This is a genomic window from Streptomyces sp. NPDC046915 (assembly GCF_040644935.1).
GTDB lineage: Bacteria > Actinomycetota > Actinomycetes > Streptomycetales > Streptomycetaceae > Streptomyces.
On record NZ_JBEYXB010000011.1, the window covers coordinates 157,707 to 170,789 of the forward strand.

The window sequence follows — 13,083 nt, forward strand, 5'->3', positions numbered from 1 at the left end:
GTGCTTCCGGATCGATGGTGAAGCTGGTGCCACCCCCAAGTCGGACCTTCGCGTTACCGACCCGGGCCCGCACCGCAGGAAGGCTTGTCCCTGTAAGGCACACAGCCGGCATCAGGAGGAGACGCATCCCCATGGCCCTTGTCGATTCGGCGGTCCGCGGCGCTGCGCACGCGCCGGCCGCCGGCATCGCGGACGTGATCCTCTTCCCGCGCACCGCCGGCCTGCGTGAGCAAGGGAGGAGTAGCAGGACGCGGTGGCCCGGCATCGCGTTGATCGGGTGCGGCATCGCGATGCTGCCCTGGCTGCTGGTGCTGGCGGTCTCGCTGCCCGCCACAACCAGCGTCCCTCACTGGTCGGCCGCATGGGTCGGGCTGGATGCGCTGGAGGCCGTGGGGCTGGTCGCCACCGGGGTACTGCTGCTGCGCCGGGATCCTCGGCGCTCGCTCACCGCGGCGTCGACGGGCGCACTGCTGGTCGTCGACGCCTGGTTCGACGTCGTCACCGCAGCCCCCGGGGCCGAGCTCACCGCAGCGATCGCGATGGCCGCCGTCGCGGAACTGCCGATGGCGGCCTTGTGCGTCGTGCTGGCCACCGCTCCCTACCGCCCCGGATTACCCCCGCCCACACCACAGGAGGAGACCACCATGCCCCAGCAGCCCCCGGCACCGGCCGAGCACCCCAAGCGCGCCGAGACCCCGGAAGGCGACAGCGAGAACACCATCGTGGACCTGTTCGTCGAACGGCTCGGGGACCGGATCGACGATCATGTCGCCGCGTCGTTCGACGAGTTGTACGCCGAGCGGCTGGCGGAGCCCGGCCCCCTCCAGCGGGCTGTGGCCCGCGACCGCAGGGCGGAGCTCGGGGTCGTACTCGCCTCGCTGGTCCTCGGCACCGTCGCGACGATCTTCACTTCCGGTGGGATCACGGTGCTGGTCTCCTGGGCTGGGCTGGTGGTGCTCAACCTCGCCTATCTCTTCCGCCCACGCTGACTCCCGCTCCTCGGGGCAACGGGACGCTCACACCAGCCGGCGCGCCGTAGCCCAGCGGGTCAGTTCATGCCGGTTGGACAGCTGGAGCTTCCTCAGGACCGCCGACACATGGGACTCGACCGTCTTGACGGAGATGAAGAGCTGCTTGGCGATCTCCTTGTAGGCGTAGCCGCGTGCGATCAGCCGGAGTACCTCGCGCTCGCGCTGGGTGAGGCGGTCGAGGTCCTCGTCGACCGGTGGGGCGTCGGTGGAGGCGAAGGCGTCCAGGACGAAGCCGGCCAGCCGCGGGGAGAAGACCGCGTCGCCCTCCTGGACACGGAAGACGGAGTCGACCAGGTCCGTGCCGGTGATCGTCTTGGTGACGTAGCCGCGGGCACCGCCGCGGATCACGCCGATCACGTCCTCGGCCGCGTCCGAGACGGACAGCGCGAGGAAGCGGACCGGCTGCTCGGCGTCGGACATCAACGCGGCGCAGCGGCGCAGCACTTCGACCCCGCCGCCGCCGGGGAGGTGGACGTCGAGGAGGACCACCTCGGGCCGGGTCGCGGTGATCACCGTGACCGCCTGGTCGACGTCGGCGGCCTCGCCGACGACCTCGACGCCGGTCTCCTCGGTCCGGCCGATCTCGGCCTGGACTCCCGTACGGAACATACGGTGGTCGTCGACGAGGACCACGCGCACCCGGCGCTCACCCGTCGCCCCCGCCGTGCCGTTCGCCTCGGTCGCGTCGCTCATGACGTCTTCTCCGCCCTCTCCATCTCCAGCTCGACCTCCGTGCCGCCGTCCGGCACCGCCCGCAGCCGGGCCGTGCCGCCGTTGCGCTCCATGCGGCCGATGATCGATTCTCTGACACCCATGCGGTCGGCGGGTATCGAGTCGAGGTCGAAGCCGGGGCCGCGGTCGCGGACGGACACGAAGACCGTCCTGCCCTCGACTTCGGCGTAGACCTGCACGGCGCCGCCCTCGCCACCGTACTTGGCGGCGTTCACCATCGCTTCGCGCGCGGCCTGCATCTGCGGGCCGATCCGTTCGTCGAGCGGGCAGTCGCCGACCACGACGACCTCGATGGGGACGCCGTGCTTGTCCTCCACCTCGGCGGCGTTGCGCTTCACCGCCTCGGCGAGGGTGGCCGGTTCGTCGGCCTCGTCCTTGCCGTTGCCCTCGGGCTTGTAGAGCCAGGCGCGCAGGTCGCGCTCCTGGGCGCGGGCCAGGCGGCGCACCTCGCCCGCGTTCTCCGCGTTGCGCTGGATCAGGGTCAGGGTGTGCAGCACGGAGTCGTGGACGTGTGCGGCGACCTCGGCGCGTTCCTGGGCGCGGATGCGCATCAGGCGCTCCTCGGAGAGGTCCTGCGTCATGCGGACGAGGTAAGGACCGGCGAGCAGCGTGATGCCGACGAGGACCGCGAGGGCGGCCTGGAGGACGGAGCCGAGGTGGGCCGCGGAGCCCTGGAGCACGAACATGCCGGAGACACCGGCGGTGACGAGCAGGACGCCGGCGACCGCGCGCAGGAGTGTGAGGGTGCGGCGGCGTCTGCCGACCTCCACCCAGCGGGCCCGGCGGGCGTTGTCCGCCTGGCGCCAGACGAGGGCGACACCCGCGCCGACCAGGACGGCGGGGATGAGATACGCCTTGGCCGCGCTGCCGAGGTTGACGCTGCCCACGAAGACCACGGCCACGACGACCATGAGGAGCAGGGCGACGATCTGTCCCCGGTCCGGTCTGCGGGCGACGAGCCGGCGCCGGCCGTCCGGCGCGGTCTCCGTACCGACCAGGGACGGCGGCCGCTGGTCGCCGACGCCTCCGACACCGAGCGGGACGAAGAACCAGAACGCCGCGTACAGCAGGCCGCCGAGGCCGTCGGCCAGGAACAGGCCCGCGAAGACGAGCCGCACCCAGATCACGGGCAGCCCGAGATGCCCGGCGAGGCCCCGCGCCACGCCACCGAGCCAGCGGCCGTCGCTGCTGCGGTAGAGCTTGCGCAGGGGCCGCGGGTCGTCGTGGGGCACTGCTGCGGCTTCCGGCATGCCAACGATGGTCACACGGCCGGAGCAGCGGGGCATCAGGGTCCAGCCCCGAAACAGCCCTGATCTTCGGAAATCTGTACGTCGAACACGTCACGGGCTCCGTCTCAGGGCGGATATCAGGGTTCGCCCAGGGTCATACCGACTGCCGCCGCGGCGGCCGGGCCGTCACCATGGACGCATGACGGAACACCACATCGCCGCGACGGGTCCGGGACCCGGCCCCGGCCCGAGCCCCAGCCGGGGCGCCGGGCCGACGGATGCCGCGCCCGCCGCGACCGAGGCTCCCCGGAGGTTCCGGCGGGACCGGCGGCACAAGATGATCTCGGGCGTGTGCGCGGGGCTCGGGCGCCATACCGACATGGATCCCGTGATCTTCCGGATCACGCTCGCGGTGCTGGCCGCGTCCGGCGGGATCGGGCTCATCTTCTACGGCTTCGCCTGGCTCTTCGTGCCGTACGAGGACGACGAGGAGAACGAGGTCCGCAAGCTGCTGACCGGCCGGGTGGACGGACAGGCGCTGGCGGCCGTGCTTTTCGCCCTGGTCGGGTGCGGGGTCTTCCTGACCATGCTGAGGAACGGCGGGGTGCTCACCTTCGCCGTGGTCCTCTCCCTGCTCGTGGCCGGCGCCGGGTACTGGTCGCAGCGGCGCGACGCCCCCGATCCCGATCCGCTGGCCGCGCAGGCCGTCGCCGACGCCCCTCCGGAGGCCCAGGCCCCGCCGGTCGCCGTCTCCTACCCGTCGTGGTGGCGCGATCCGATCGTCAAGGACGGCACGCACGTCGGCGGCACCGGCTATCTGTGGGGCCCCGGTGAGGCACGCGACCGCGATGTCGCGGCGGGGGTCTACGTCGCCCGCGGCGACTCCTGGCTCGCCTACGACGGCACACGCGCCCGGCACGCCCCGCCCGCCAGGCCGCGCGGCCCCCGCTGGATAGGCGGCTGGGTCTTCCTGCTGGCTCTGCTGGCCGGGGGCCTGGGCACCGGCGCGACGTGGGAGGAGCATCCGCTCGCCACCAGCCTCCAGACCGGCCTGGCCTGCGCGCTGGTCGTCTTCGGACTCGGTATCGCGGTCAGCTCCTTCCTGGGGCGGACCGGGGCAGGGTCGGTGTTCCTGGCGATGGTGACGGCGGCGCTGCTGGTCGGCACGGCGGTGCTGCCCAAGAACATCACCACACACTGGATACGCACGTCGTGGACGCCCGCCGCCGCGAGTGACCTGCGGCCCGCGTACGACCTCGGCACGGGCGTCGGCACCCTGGACCTGAGCCGGGTACGGCCCGGCAAGGGGCAGACGCTGAAGACGGAGGCCGAGGTCGGCGCGGGGCAACTGAAGGTGATCGCGCCGGCGGGCGTGACCGTGAAAATGAGCATCGACGTGGGTGTGGGCGACATCCGGTTGCCTGGGGAGGACAGGAAGGACGTGGACGTGAAGCCGGACAGGCACAAGGACGTGACGCTGTCGCCGAAGCCGGGCGTCAAGAACACCGGCACGCTCGACCTCGACCTCCAGGTCGGTGTGGGACAGGTGGAGGTCACCCGTGCTGCGTCATGAGTTCCAGCCGGGGAAGCTGGTCGCCGGTCTCTTCCTCACCATCGCGGGCGCGATCTACGCCGGCGACGCGGGCGACGCCTGGGACGCCCCGTGGTTCGCGGGCATACCCGTGGTCGTCGGCGGCCTGTGCCTGGCGGGCGCGGTGGGCACGCTGACCCGGGCGATACGCAGACGTCGCGGCCGGGTCAGCACGCCGGACACGGCGCAGATCCGCCCCTAGCGGAAATCGTCCGTCCGTGGTCCTCGCCTCGTGCGCAGGGCCGCGTCCAGGGAGAGGTACGGTGCGCCGGCGAGGACGAGGGGCAGCCAGGCCATCAGGTAGGCGAGGTCGTTGCCGTAGTAGTAGGGGTCGGAGGCCCAGCTCACCGTCAGCCACAGGCTGAGCGAGATCAGCGCGCCGCCGAGTGCGGCCAGGCGGGTGAGCAGGCCGAGCAGGGCGCCGATGCCGACGGCCAGCTCGCCGAAGGCGATGGCGTAGCCGAAGCCGACGGGGTTCTTCAGGGCCAGGTCGACCAGGGCCGGGATGGCCGAGGAATCCCGGACCGAGCGCATGGTGTCGCCGATCGAGCCGGCGCCGCCGGACTTCATGAAGGCACTGTCGGTGAGTTTGTCGAGCCCGGCGTAGATGAAGGTCACGCCGAGGAAGACGCGCAGCGGAAGGAGCGCGTAGTGGGCAGCGGCATCCCGCCAGTCCCGGCCCCCGCCGTGACGATAGGAACTTTGCGTGTCCATGCGCATGCCGTGAGTCATCGCTCTAGCCACCTCTCACCCGACGTGCCGACACCCTCAACAAGACGATACGTACGACAAGTCGGCGCTGCTCAATCCTGCGCCGTACGTTTTTCCGAATTTCTGCGGAGTGTCGGATGAGCCGGACGAGTCAGATGTATGCCCGTATCTGCCGTACGGGAGGCCCGACGGCAGCGGCGAGGGCAAGGCCGCACAGCCGGGTCACTCGGTCACCTCGACCACGCACCGGTTGGTCGCCACCCCGACCGCCGTCACCACCTGGATCTCCACCGATCCGGGCTCGACCTCGGCCGGCACGGGGACGGTCAGCACGGTGTCCGTGGGGTTGCTGAAGCCGCCGGTGACCGGGATCAGGGGGACGTGGACGTTGACCGCGCCGATGCGGACGACCATGCGGGAGAGGCGGTCGGCGGTCTGGGCGCCGGGCGGGACGAAGCCGGTGCCGCGGATCTCGATGTCGTCGCCGGTGCGGATCGGCCCGTCCAGGTCGCCGGCCTCGCGGGCGCGGACCACGGAGTGGATCACCGGACGGCCGCCCTCGGCGTACTTGCCCGCCACATAGGTGGCCGCCGACACCAGCATCACCACCGCCAGCCCCCAGGGCAGGTCGGGCAACTGGTCGGGGCGCCGGGCGAGCCGGACGGCGGCGAACAGCAGGGCGACGGCGCTGATCACGACGTACTGGATGTCGGCGAAGGTGCCCCGCCCGGCGTCGTCGGTGAGCAGATCGGCCGCCCTCGGCCGATGGGCGCGCACCTTCTGGAGCCGCTGCCCCGTGACCCGGGTCCCGACCACCCGCCGGACCAGCATCGCGATCCCGCAGACCACGGCGAGCACGGTCACCACGCCCGCCCCGCGCGCGAGATCGAGGCCGGAGATCAGCGCGTCGCGTTCGGCGTGCCCGGAGGCGGCGGCCAGCCGGCCGGCCAGGACCAGTACCGCGTAGGCGACGAACAGCACCCAGACCGCGGCCACGGTACGGGAGGTGGACAGCCGGTTGTCCTCGCCGACGACGGGGGCCAGCGCCCCGCCGCGCGCCCGGTGGAACCAGGACGCGGCGGTCAGCGCACCGGCCGTCACCAGCGCGGCGAGCAGTCCGGCGGTGCGGGCGCTCGTCCAGCCCGTGCCGGTCGCGGTCAGCGACTGGGTCAGCAGCAGCGCGAAGACGGCCGCCCACACCGCGCACGCGGTACGCACCCACAGCCGGGCCAGCCAGGCCTCGCCCTCCACCCGGCCGCGCTCGGCGACCACCTCGGCGGACTGCGTCAACTCCTCGGAGACCCACTGCCGGGACGCCGACGCGGAGTGGGCCACGGCCACCGGCAGGCCCTGTCCGGCCGCGAACTCGTCCCGTTTCAGCCGGAATTCCGCGACCGCCCGACGGTGCCCCTCGCGCGCCCCGACCGGACAGTCCCCGCAGGCGCAGCCGCCCGCGTGGACGCCCGTGTCCGCACCCTGTCTCGCCTCCTGCACCGCCACGCCCGATGCCCGCCTTCCCCACGACCCCACGAACCACGACCCCGGCACGGCCGGCACGGCCGGCACCGTCTTCCGCGGGCCCCGCCGTCGCCGTGGAACTCCCCTGCGACCCCTGCGACGACGCATTGTGCCCTACACCACGCCCTCCCTGCCCGGCAGGTGTGGTCACCGCGGGTGAAGCGGGTCCTGCACTGTTGACCCTGCTGCGAGAATTCCGATATGGCCGAGATCATCCAGCGCGACGGGACCTGGGCCTTCGACGGCAGCACGGTCCGGATCACGCCGGGACTCCACCGCTCCGTGCCGCTGTTCCGGCAGACCTACGGGGAGATCACGGTGCCCCTGGAAGCCGTCTCGGGCGTCGTCTACGAACCGGAGCGCAAGCGCGGCAGGCTGCGCATGCGGCTGCGCGAGGGCGCCGACCCGCTGCTGCACGCGACGGGCGGACGGCTGCCGGACACGGCGGACCCCTACCGGCTGACCGTGGACGCGGACCGTTCCGGGGTGGCGGAGTACGTGGCCGAGGAGATCCGGCACGCCCTGCTGCTGGACCAGATCCCCAAGGAGCCCACCACGACGTATCTGCTGGCGGGGCCGCCGGTGCCGGTGTCGGTGCGGTCCTCCGACGGCACGGTCTCCTTCGACGGCAGCCAGGTCCGTATCGACTGGGCGGACACCTCCGACCGGGTCAAGCGGGCCACGGGGCCGCGGATCATCGGCGTCGGCGACCTGGCCCAGGTCGAGTGGCTGCCGAACTCGGGGTACGAGGACGGCTTCCTGCGGTTCGTCACCCGCGAGACGGCGTACTCCAAGCTGCCGCCCGAGCGCGACCCGTACACCCTCGACCTGTGGGGAAACGTCCGGCGTGACCTGCTCACCGCGCTGGTCGCGGCCGCCGTCACCGCACGCCTGCCGCACCCCTCCACCCGCGGCGGCGGTGAGCACACCGACGGGTGGCCGGGGGCGGGGGCGGCCGTACCGGCGCCGGCCGATCAGCACGACGTGCTGCTGCGCCGTCTCAGGGAGTTGGGCGAGCTGCACCGGGACGGGGTGCTGACGGACGAGGAGTTCGCGATGACCAAGGCGGCGGTGCTGCGGGGCTTCAGCTGAGCAGGTCGGGTTCGCTGCGGCTGATGTCCTGCCACAGCGGCTGGTAGTTGATCCAGCCGACCAGGTCGCCGCCGAGCTGCTCACGGGTGGCCACCGCGAGCTTGTGGTCGATGAGCAGCGGCCGGCCCGCCGCCTTCGCCATCAGCTGCACCTGGCAGGACCGCTCCATGGACAGGAACCACCAGGCCGCCGCGTCCACCGAGTCGCCGACGGTCAGCAGCCCGTGGTTGCGCAGCACCAGCGCCTTGTGGCTGCCGAGCGCGGTCGCGATCCGGCGGCCCTCGTCGGCGTCCACGGCGACGCCCGTGTAGGTGTTGTAGAGGGCGTGGTCCTCGTAGAAGGCGCAGCTCTCCTGGGTGATCGGGTCGAGCAGGTCGCCGAGCGCGGACAGGGCCCGGCCGTGCACCGAGTGGCAGTGGGCGACCGCGACGACGTCCGGGCGGGCGGCGTGCACCTGGGCGTGCACGGTGAACGCGGCCTGGTTGACGTGGTAGCGGCCCTCGATCACCTGACCGTCCTGGTTGGCCATGACCAGGTCGCTGACGGTGACGTGCCTGAAGGGCATCCCGAAGGGGTTCACCCAGAAGCAGTCGGTGTACTCCGGGTCGCGTGCGGTGATGTGCCCCGACACCCCGTCCTCGAAGCCGGACCGCCCGAAGATCCGCAGGGCGCCCGCGAGCCGCTCCTTCCGGTGTCGGCGTTCGTCGTCGACCGAGTCGAACTTCGGCGGCATGGCGAACCGCAGCTGGTCGGTGGGCAGCGGCGGGGGCGGGGTGGGCCCGTGCAGGGAGCCTGCGGCACTGGGATTGCTCACGCGCCGGAAGTTACCCCCGGTCAGCGCAAAAGGGCAGAGCTGTTCTGTAAAGATGGCGCACAGGCTCGAATTCCGACAGAAGACGTCTGGTATCGACGGAACACTGGCGCGCATGACCTGGGAATCCTTCAGCGCCGCCGAACCCGAATTCGCCAAGACCGTCGAGGAGCGCTTCGGCGCCTTCACCCACCATGTGCTCGCCACCCTGCGCGCGGACGGCTCACCGCGCACGTCCGGGCTCGAGGTCCGGTTCCTCGACGGTCAGCTGTGGCTCGGCATGATGCCGGGCTCGCTCAAGGCGCTCGACCTGCGCCGCGATCCGCGTTTCGCGCTCCAGGCCAACCCGGGCGAAGGCACGGGGCTGGGCGGCGGGGACGTACGGATCGGCGGGCGCGCGGTCGAGGTCGACGACCCGGCGGTGAAGGGGGCGTACACGGAAAAGGTGGAACCGCCGGAGCCGTTCCACCTCTTCCGCACCGAGCTGACGGAGGTCGTGAGGACCTACGTCGAGGACGACACGTATCTGGTCGTCCAGGTCTGGAAGCCCGGTGAGCCCTTGCGCGTCGTCAAGCGCAAGTGATCACTCCCACTCGATGGTGCCCGGCGGCTTGGAGGTCACGTCGAGGACGACGCGGTTGACGTCGCGGACCTCGTTGGTGATCCGGGTGGAGATGCGGGCGAGCACGTCGTACGGCAGTCGCGACCAGTCGGCCGTCATGGCGTCCTCGGAGGAGACCGGGCGCAGCACGATCGGGTGGCCGTAGGTGCGGCCGTCGCCCTGGACGCCGACGCTGCGGACGTCCGCGAGCAGGACCACCGGGCACTGCCAGATGTCCCGGTCGAGGCCGGCCGCCGTCAGCTCCTCGCGGGCGATGGCGTCGGCCTCGCGCAGGAGGTCCAGGCGTTCCTTGTCGACCTCGCCGACGATCCGGATGCCGAGGCCCGGGCCGGGGAACGGCTGGCGCTGGACGATCTCCTCCGGCAGGCCGAGCTCCTGGCCGACCATCCGGACCTCGTCCTTGAACAGCTTGCGGAGCGGCTCGATGAGCTTGAACTCCAGGTCCTCGGGGAGGCCGCCGACATTGTGGTGCGACTTGATGTTGGCGGTGCCGGTGCCGCCGCCGGACTCGACCACGTCGGGGTAGAGGGTGCCCTGGACGAGGAACTCGACCGCCGGGCCCTCGTCCGCGATGATCTCGGCCTGGGCCTGCTCGAAGACGCGGATGAACTCGCGCCCGATGATCTTCCGCTTCTCCTCGGGGTCGGAGACGCCCTTGAGTGCGGTGAGGAAGCGCTCCTCGGCGTCGACGACCTTCAGCTGGACGCCGGTGGCCGCGACGAAGTCCTTCTCGACCTGCTCGGTCTCGCCCTTGCGCATCAGGCCGTGGTCGACGTAGACGCAGGTCAGCTGGGAGCCGATGGCCTTCTGCACGAGGGCGGCGGCCACGGCGGAGTCGACGCCGCCCGACAGGCCGCAGATGGCCCGCTTGTCGCCGACCTGCTCGCGGATCGCGGCGACCTGCTCCTCGATGACGTTGCCGGTGGTCCAGTCGGGCTTGAGGCCCGCGCCCCGGTAGAGGAAGTGCTCCAGCACCTGCTGGCCGTGCGTGGAGTGCATGACCTCGGGGTGGTACTGGACGCCGTACAGCTTCTTCTCGTCGTTCTCGAAGGCGGCGACCGGGACGACGTCCGTGGAGGCCGTGACGGTGAAGCCCTCGGGGGCGGCGGAGCAGGCGTCGCCGTGCGACATCCAGACCGCCTGCTCGGCCGGGGTGCCCTCGAAGAGGGTGGAGGACGACTTCGACACGTGCAGGTCCGTACGGCCGTACTCGCGCGAGCCGGTGTTGTCGACCGTGCCGCCGAGGGTCTGCGCCATCAGCTGGAAGCCGTAGCACATGCCGAAGAGGGGGACGCCGGCCTCGAAGAGCTCGCGGCCGAGGCGGGGGGCGCCCTCCTCGTACACGGACGAGGGGCCGCCGGAGAGGATGATCGCCGCGGGGTTCTTGGCGAGCATCTCCTGGACCGGCATGGTGCTCGGCACGATCTCGCTGTAGACCCGCGCCTCGCGGACGCGACGGGCGATGAGCTGGGCGTACTGCGCGCCGAAGTCGACGACCAGGACGGTGTCGGGAGCGGCTGCGGGGTTCGCTGAGGACACGGGTTGCCTTCCGGCGGTGAGCGAGATGTGTATGCGTCGAGTCTACCGGGCTCGTCGGGAGGGCTCCGAGGGCAAGCCCCGTCTCAGGATGCGAACCGGCTTGGACGCGCCCGGACGGCACGGCATACTGGCCGCATGCTCACGCAGACGACCTTCCTCTTTACCTATGGCATCCGGCCCGCCGGCTGCCATGGTCGTGCTGCTTGAGCTAACCGCCAAGCGACTTCCCAGGCGCCCCGGGCCGACAAGGCCCGGGGCGCCTGTCGTTTCCCGGGTCCTGCCGCTCCGGGGCACCCCCTCCGGACACCATCCGGACATCTCTGTGAGGAGCCCCCGACATGACGACCACCGCCACCAGCGACACGGAACAGACCACCGACACGGAACAGACCACCGGCGCGGACCGGACCATCGCGGACGCCCGGGAGCGCATCGACGCGCTCGACGACCGGATCATCGGCCTCATCCAGGAGCGGATGGCCGTGTCCGCCGTCGTGCAGAAGACCCGTATCGCCTCCGGCGGGCGGCGCGTGCACCTGTCCCGGGAGATGGAGATCCTCGGCCGCTACAGGGACGCCCTGGGCAAGCCCGGCACCCCCCTCGCCATGACCCTCCTCGAACTGTGCCGGGGTCGCATCTGAGTTCGGCCCTCCTCTCACCCGTACGGCGCGTGACGCCCTGCCGACCGCTTCGTTGGTCCGGGTGTCCGTGCCAGCCAGGGGCGGGCCCGAAAGAACCACGCGTGGCTCGCCGGAGTGATGAGGCGTACGGATCTTGCCGTGCGTCGTGGGACATCGCTCCGGCACAGTGACCGGACGGCAGGGGACAGCAGACCGGTCACCCAGGAGAACGGTCGGTTCCGGGGACGCCCGGGGCCGGCCGCCGGAACACCCGAAGGGCCCCGCGGATCCGTCCCGCGGGGCCCTTCGTCATGCCCTTCCCACGGAGGCACGGCGTTCCCACGGAGGCACGGCGTTCCCACGGCATTCCCATGGCGGCCCCGCGGCTGTGACCCAGGCCACATAAAAATTCTGTGAGCAGCGGTGCAACCCTTCACAGACCTCGTGGATCAAACACCACAGCAGAACCAAGGGTCACCCGCGCCCCACACGCGAAGCCACCCTCCACCAACCGTGCTGCCACCACAGCACACCGGACTCCCCGAGGTCTTCATGAAGCTTCGCCGTGCCATGGCCACAGCGGCCGCGACGGCTGCCATAGCCCCGCTCGCGCTGCTGTCCGCGCCTGCCGCGTTCGCGGAGGAGTCGACGCCGAACCCCACCGACACCGTGACGGCGACCGGCACGCCGGCGACCGAGACGCCGTCGACCGAGACGCCGACCGCCCCCACGTCGCCCGCGACCGACACCGGCACGCCCACCAGCCCCACCCTGCCCACCGACCCCACCAGCGCGACGGGCACCCCGACCGACACCGCCACGCCCACGCCCACCACGGCCACGCCCACCACGGCCGAGCCGAGCGAGGACCCGTCGGACCCCGACGTGCCGTACTGCGAGGACCTCGACGAGGACTTCGGCGACGCCAAGGTGTCCGCCGACATCAAGGGCCTGCCGGGCAAGATCGTCGCGGGTGACGGCTTCCACGGCTTCAAGCTGGTCGTCACCAACGAGTCGAAGACCGAGGTGGACGGCGTCGCCTTCTACGCCGAGGTGGAGAACTACGAGCTCGACGAGTCCAAGTACCTGAGCCCGTACGTCGACCTGGAGTTCAAGAACCCCGAGGACGGCACCTGGGACCGCATCGGCACCGACGACTGGGCCGGCGACTACTTCTTCTACGTGGAGAGCCTGAAGGCGGGCGCCAGCAAGTCGCTCGACCTGCGCGTCAGCATCGACGCCAAGGCCCCGGCCGGTGACGCCTACTCCTTCGGCTCCGGCGCCTACCTCGACAACGTCGAGGGCCAGGACTGCATCGCCGAGGGCTGGGCACAGTACGACTTCGAGGTGCTGAAGGCCGGTGCCTCCAACCCCGAGCCCGGTGACGCCACCCCGAACGACAAGGGCAGCAAGGACCCGGTGAAGAAGCCGCAGGGCAACGTCTCCGACCTGCCGACCGGCAACCTCGCCGAGACCGGCTCCAGCTCCGCCCTGCCCGTCATCGGCCTGGTCGGCGGTCTCGCCGTCGTCGCCGGTGCCGGTGCCGTGTACACGGTGCGCCGGCGCAAGGCCCAGGCCGGCGCGTAA

13 protein-coding genes are annotated in these 13,083 nt (G+C 71.5%); 7 read left to right on the plus strand and 6 right to left on the minus strand.

What is annotated here, in order from left to right; genetic code table 11:
* The first annotated feature begins 131 nt into the window (after positions 1-131).
* Positions 132-989, plus strand: a complete 858-nt coding sequence (locus tag ABZ915_RS27785) for a hypothetical protein (RefSeq protein WP_361808730.1) — start codon at positions 132-134, stop codon at positions 987-989.
* Positions 990-1,016: 27 nt separating this feature from the next.
* Here the strand turns inward: ABZ915_RS27785 and ABZ915_RS27790 are convergent, their stop codons facing one another.
* Complete coding sequence (locus ABZ915_RS27790) at positions 1,017-1,724, minus strand: response regulator transcription factor (protein ID WP_361808733.1); 708 nt, start codon at positions 1,722-1,724, stop codon at positions 1,017-1,019.
* Complete coding sequence (locus tag ABZ915_RS27795) at positions 1,721-3,013, minus strand: PspC domain-containing protein (RefSeq protein ID WP_361808736.1); 1,293 nt, start codon at positions 3,011-3,013, stop codon at positions 1,721-1,723. Before ABZ915_RS27795 ends, ABZ915_RS27790 begins: the two co-directional genes overlap by 4 nt.
* Before the next feature lie 178 nt (positions 3,014-3,191).
* Between ABZ915_RS27795 and ABZ915_RS27800 the strand changes: the two genes are divergently transcribed.
* Entirely contained in the window at positions 3,192-4,565 is a 1,374-nt protein-coding gene (locus ABZ915_RS27800; protein WP_361808739.1) for a PspC domain-containing protein, read from the plus strand.
* On the plus strand, positions 4,552-4,785 hold the full coding sequence (locus tag ABZ915_RS27805) for a hypothetical protein (RefSeq protein ID WP_361808742.1): 234 nt from the start codon (positions 4,552-4,554) through the stop codon (positions 4,783-4,785). Before ABZ915_RS27800 ends, ABZ915_RS27805 begins: the two co-directional genes overlap by 14 nt.
* Here the strand turns inward: ABZ915_RS27805 and ABZ915_RS27810 are convergent.
* Complete coding sequence (locus tag ABZ915_RS27810; RefSeq protein WP_361808745.1) at positions 4,782-5,315, minus strand: DoxX family protein; 534 nt, start codon at positions 5,313-5,315, stop codon at positions 4,782-4,784. The genes ABZ915_RS27805 and ABZ915_RS27810 overlap by 4 nt on opposite strands.
* A 201-nt stretch (positions 5,316-5,516) precedes the next feature.
* The gene (locus ABZ915_RS27815) at positions 5,517-6,794 is read right to left on the minus strand and encodes a hypothetical protein (RefSeq protein ID WP_361808748.1); all 1,278 of its coding nucleotides are present in this window, start codon (positions 6,792-6,794) and stop codon (positions 5,517-5,519) included.
* A 219-nt stretch (positions 6,795-7,013) separates the two neighbouring features.
* On the opposite strand from ABZ915_RS27815, the gene ABZ915_RS27820 reads away from it, so the two are divergent.
* Positions 7,014-7,904, plus strand: coding sequence for a DUF4429 domain-containing protein (locus tag ABZ915_RS27820; protein ID WP_361808751.1), 891 nt, complete (start codon positions 7,014-7,016; stop codon positions 7,902-7,904).
* On the opposite strand, the gene ABZ915_RS27825 is transcribed toward ABZ915_RS27820, so the two are convergent.
* Complete coding sequence (locus ABZ915_RS27825) at positions 7,897-8,691, minus strand: class II aldolase/adducin family protein (protein ID WP_361809103.1); 795 nt, start codon at positions 8,689-8,691, stop codon at positions 7,897-7,899. The genes ABZ915_RS27820 and ABZ915_RS27825 overlap by 8 nt on opposite strands.
* A gap of 139 nt (positions 8,692-8,830) precedes the next feature.
* Here ABZ915_RS27825 and ABZ915_RS27830 point away from each other — a divergent pair, with 139 nt between their 5' ends.
* Positions 8,831-9,298: a pyridoxamine 5'-phosphate oxidase family protein gene (locus ABZ915_RS27830; RefSeq protein ID WP_361808754.1), complete on the plus strand. Its 468-nt coding sequence runs from the start codon at positions 8,831-8,833 to the stop codon at positions 9,296-9,298.
* On the opposite strand, the gene guaA is transcribed toward ABZ915_RS27830, so the two are convergent.
* Complete coding sequence (guaA, locus tag ABZ915_RS27835) at positions 9,299-10,876, minus strand: glutamine-hydrolyzing GMP synthase (RefSeq protein WP_361808757.1); 1,578 nt, start codon at positions 10,874-10,876, stop codon at positions 9,299-9,301.
* A 338-nt stretch (positions 10,877-11,214) separates the two neighbouring features.
* On the opposite strand from guaA, the gene ABZ915_RS27840 reads away from it, so the two are divergent.
* Positions 11,215-11,517, plus strand: a complete 303-nt coding sequence (locus tag ABZ915_RS27840; protein ID WP_361808760.1) for a chorismate mutase — start codon at positions 11,215-11,217, stop codon at positions 11,515-11,517.
* 531 nt (positions 11,518-12,048) lie between these two features.
* Entirely contained in the window at positions 12,049-13,083 is a 1,035-nt protein-coding gene (locus ABZ915_RS27845) for an LAETG motif-containing sortase-dependent surface protein (RefSeq protein ID WP_361808763.1), read from the plus strand.

Excerpts from the sequence above, each read along its gene's own strand:
- ABZ915_RS27820 (WP_361808751.1), top strand. The coding sequence starts at position 7,014 with ATGGCCGAGATCATCCAGCGCGACGGGACCTGGGCCTTCGACGGCAGC.
- ABZ915_RS27830 (WP_361808754.1), top strand. The coding sequence starts at position 8,831 with ATGACCTGGGAATCCTTCAGCGCCGCCGAACCCGAATTCGCCAAGACC.
- ABZ915_RS27795 (WP_361808736.1), bottom strand. The coding sequence starts at position 3,013 with ATGCCGGAAGCCGCAGCAGTGCCCCACGACGACCCGCGGCCCCTGCGC.
- ABZ915_RS27840 (WP_361808760.1), top strand. The coding sequence starts at position 11,215 with ATGACGACCACCGCCACCAGCGACACGGAACAGACCACCGACACGGAA.
- ABZ915_RS27800 (WP_361808739.1), top strand. The coding sequence starts at position 3,192 with ATGACGGAACACCACATCGCCGCGACGGGTCCGGGACCCGGCCCCGGC.
- ABZ915_RS27785 (WP_361808730.1), top strand. The coding sequence starts at position 132 with ATGGCCCTTGTCGATTCGGCGGTCCGCGGCGCTGCGCACGCGCCGGCC.
- ABZ915_RS27845 (WP_361808763.1), top strand. The coding sequence starts at position 12,049 with ATGAAGCTTCGCCGTGCCATGGCCACAGCGGCCGCGACGGCTGCCATA.
- ABZ915_RS27790 (WP_361808733.1), bottom strand. The coding sequence starts at position 1,724 with ATGAGCGACGCGACCGAGGCGAACGGCACGGCGGGGGCGACGGGTGAG.
- ABZ915_RS27810 (WP_361808745.1), bottom strand. The coding sequence starts at position 5,315 with ATGACTCACGGCATGCGCATGGACACGCAAAGTTCCTATCGTCACGGC.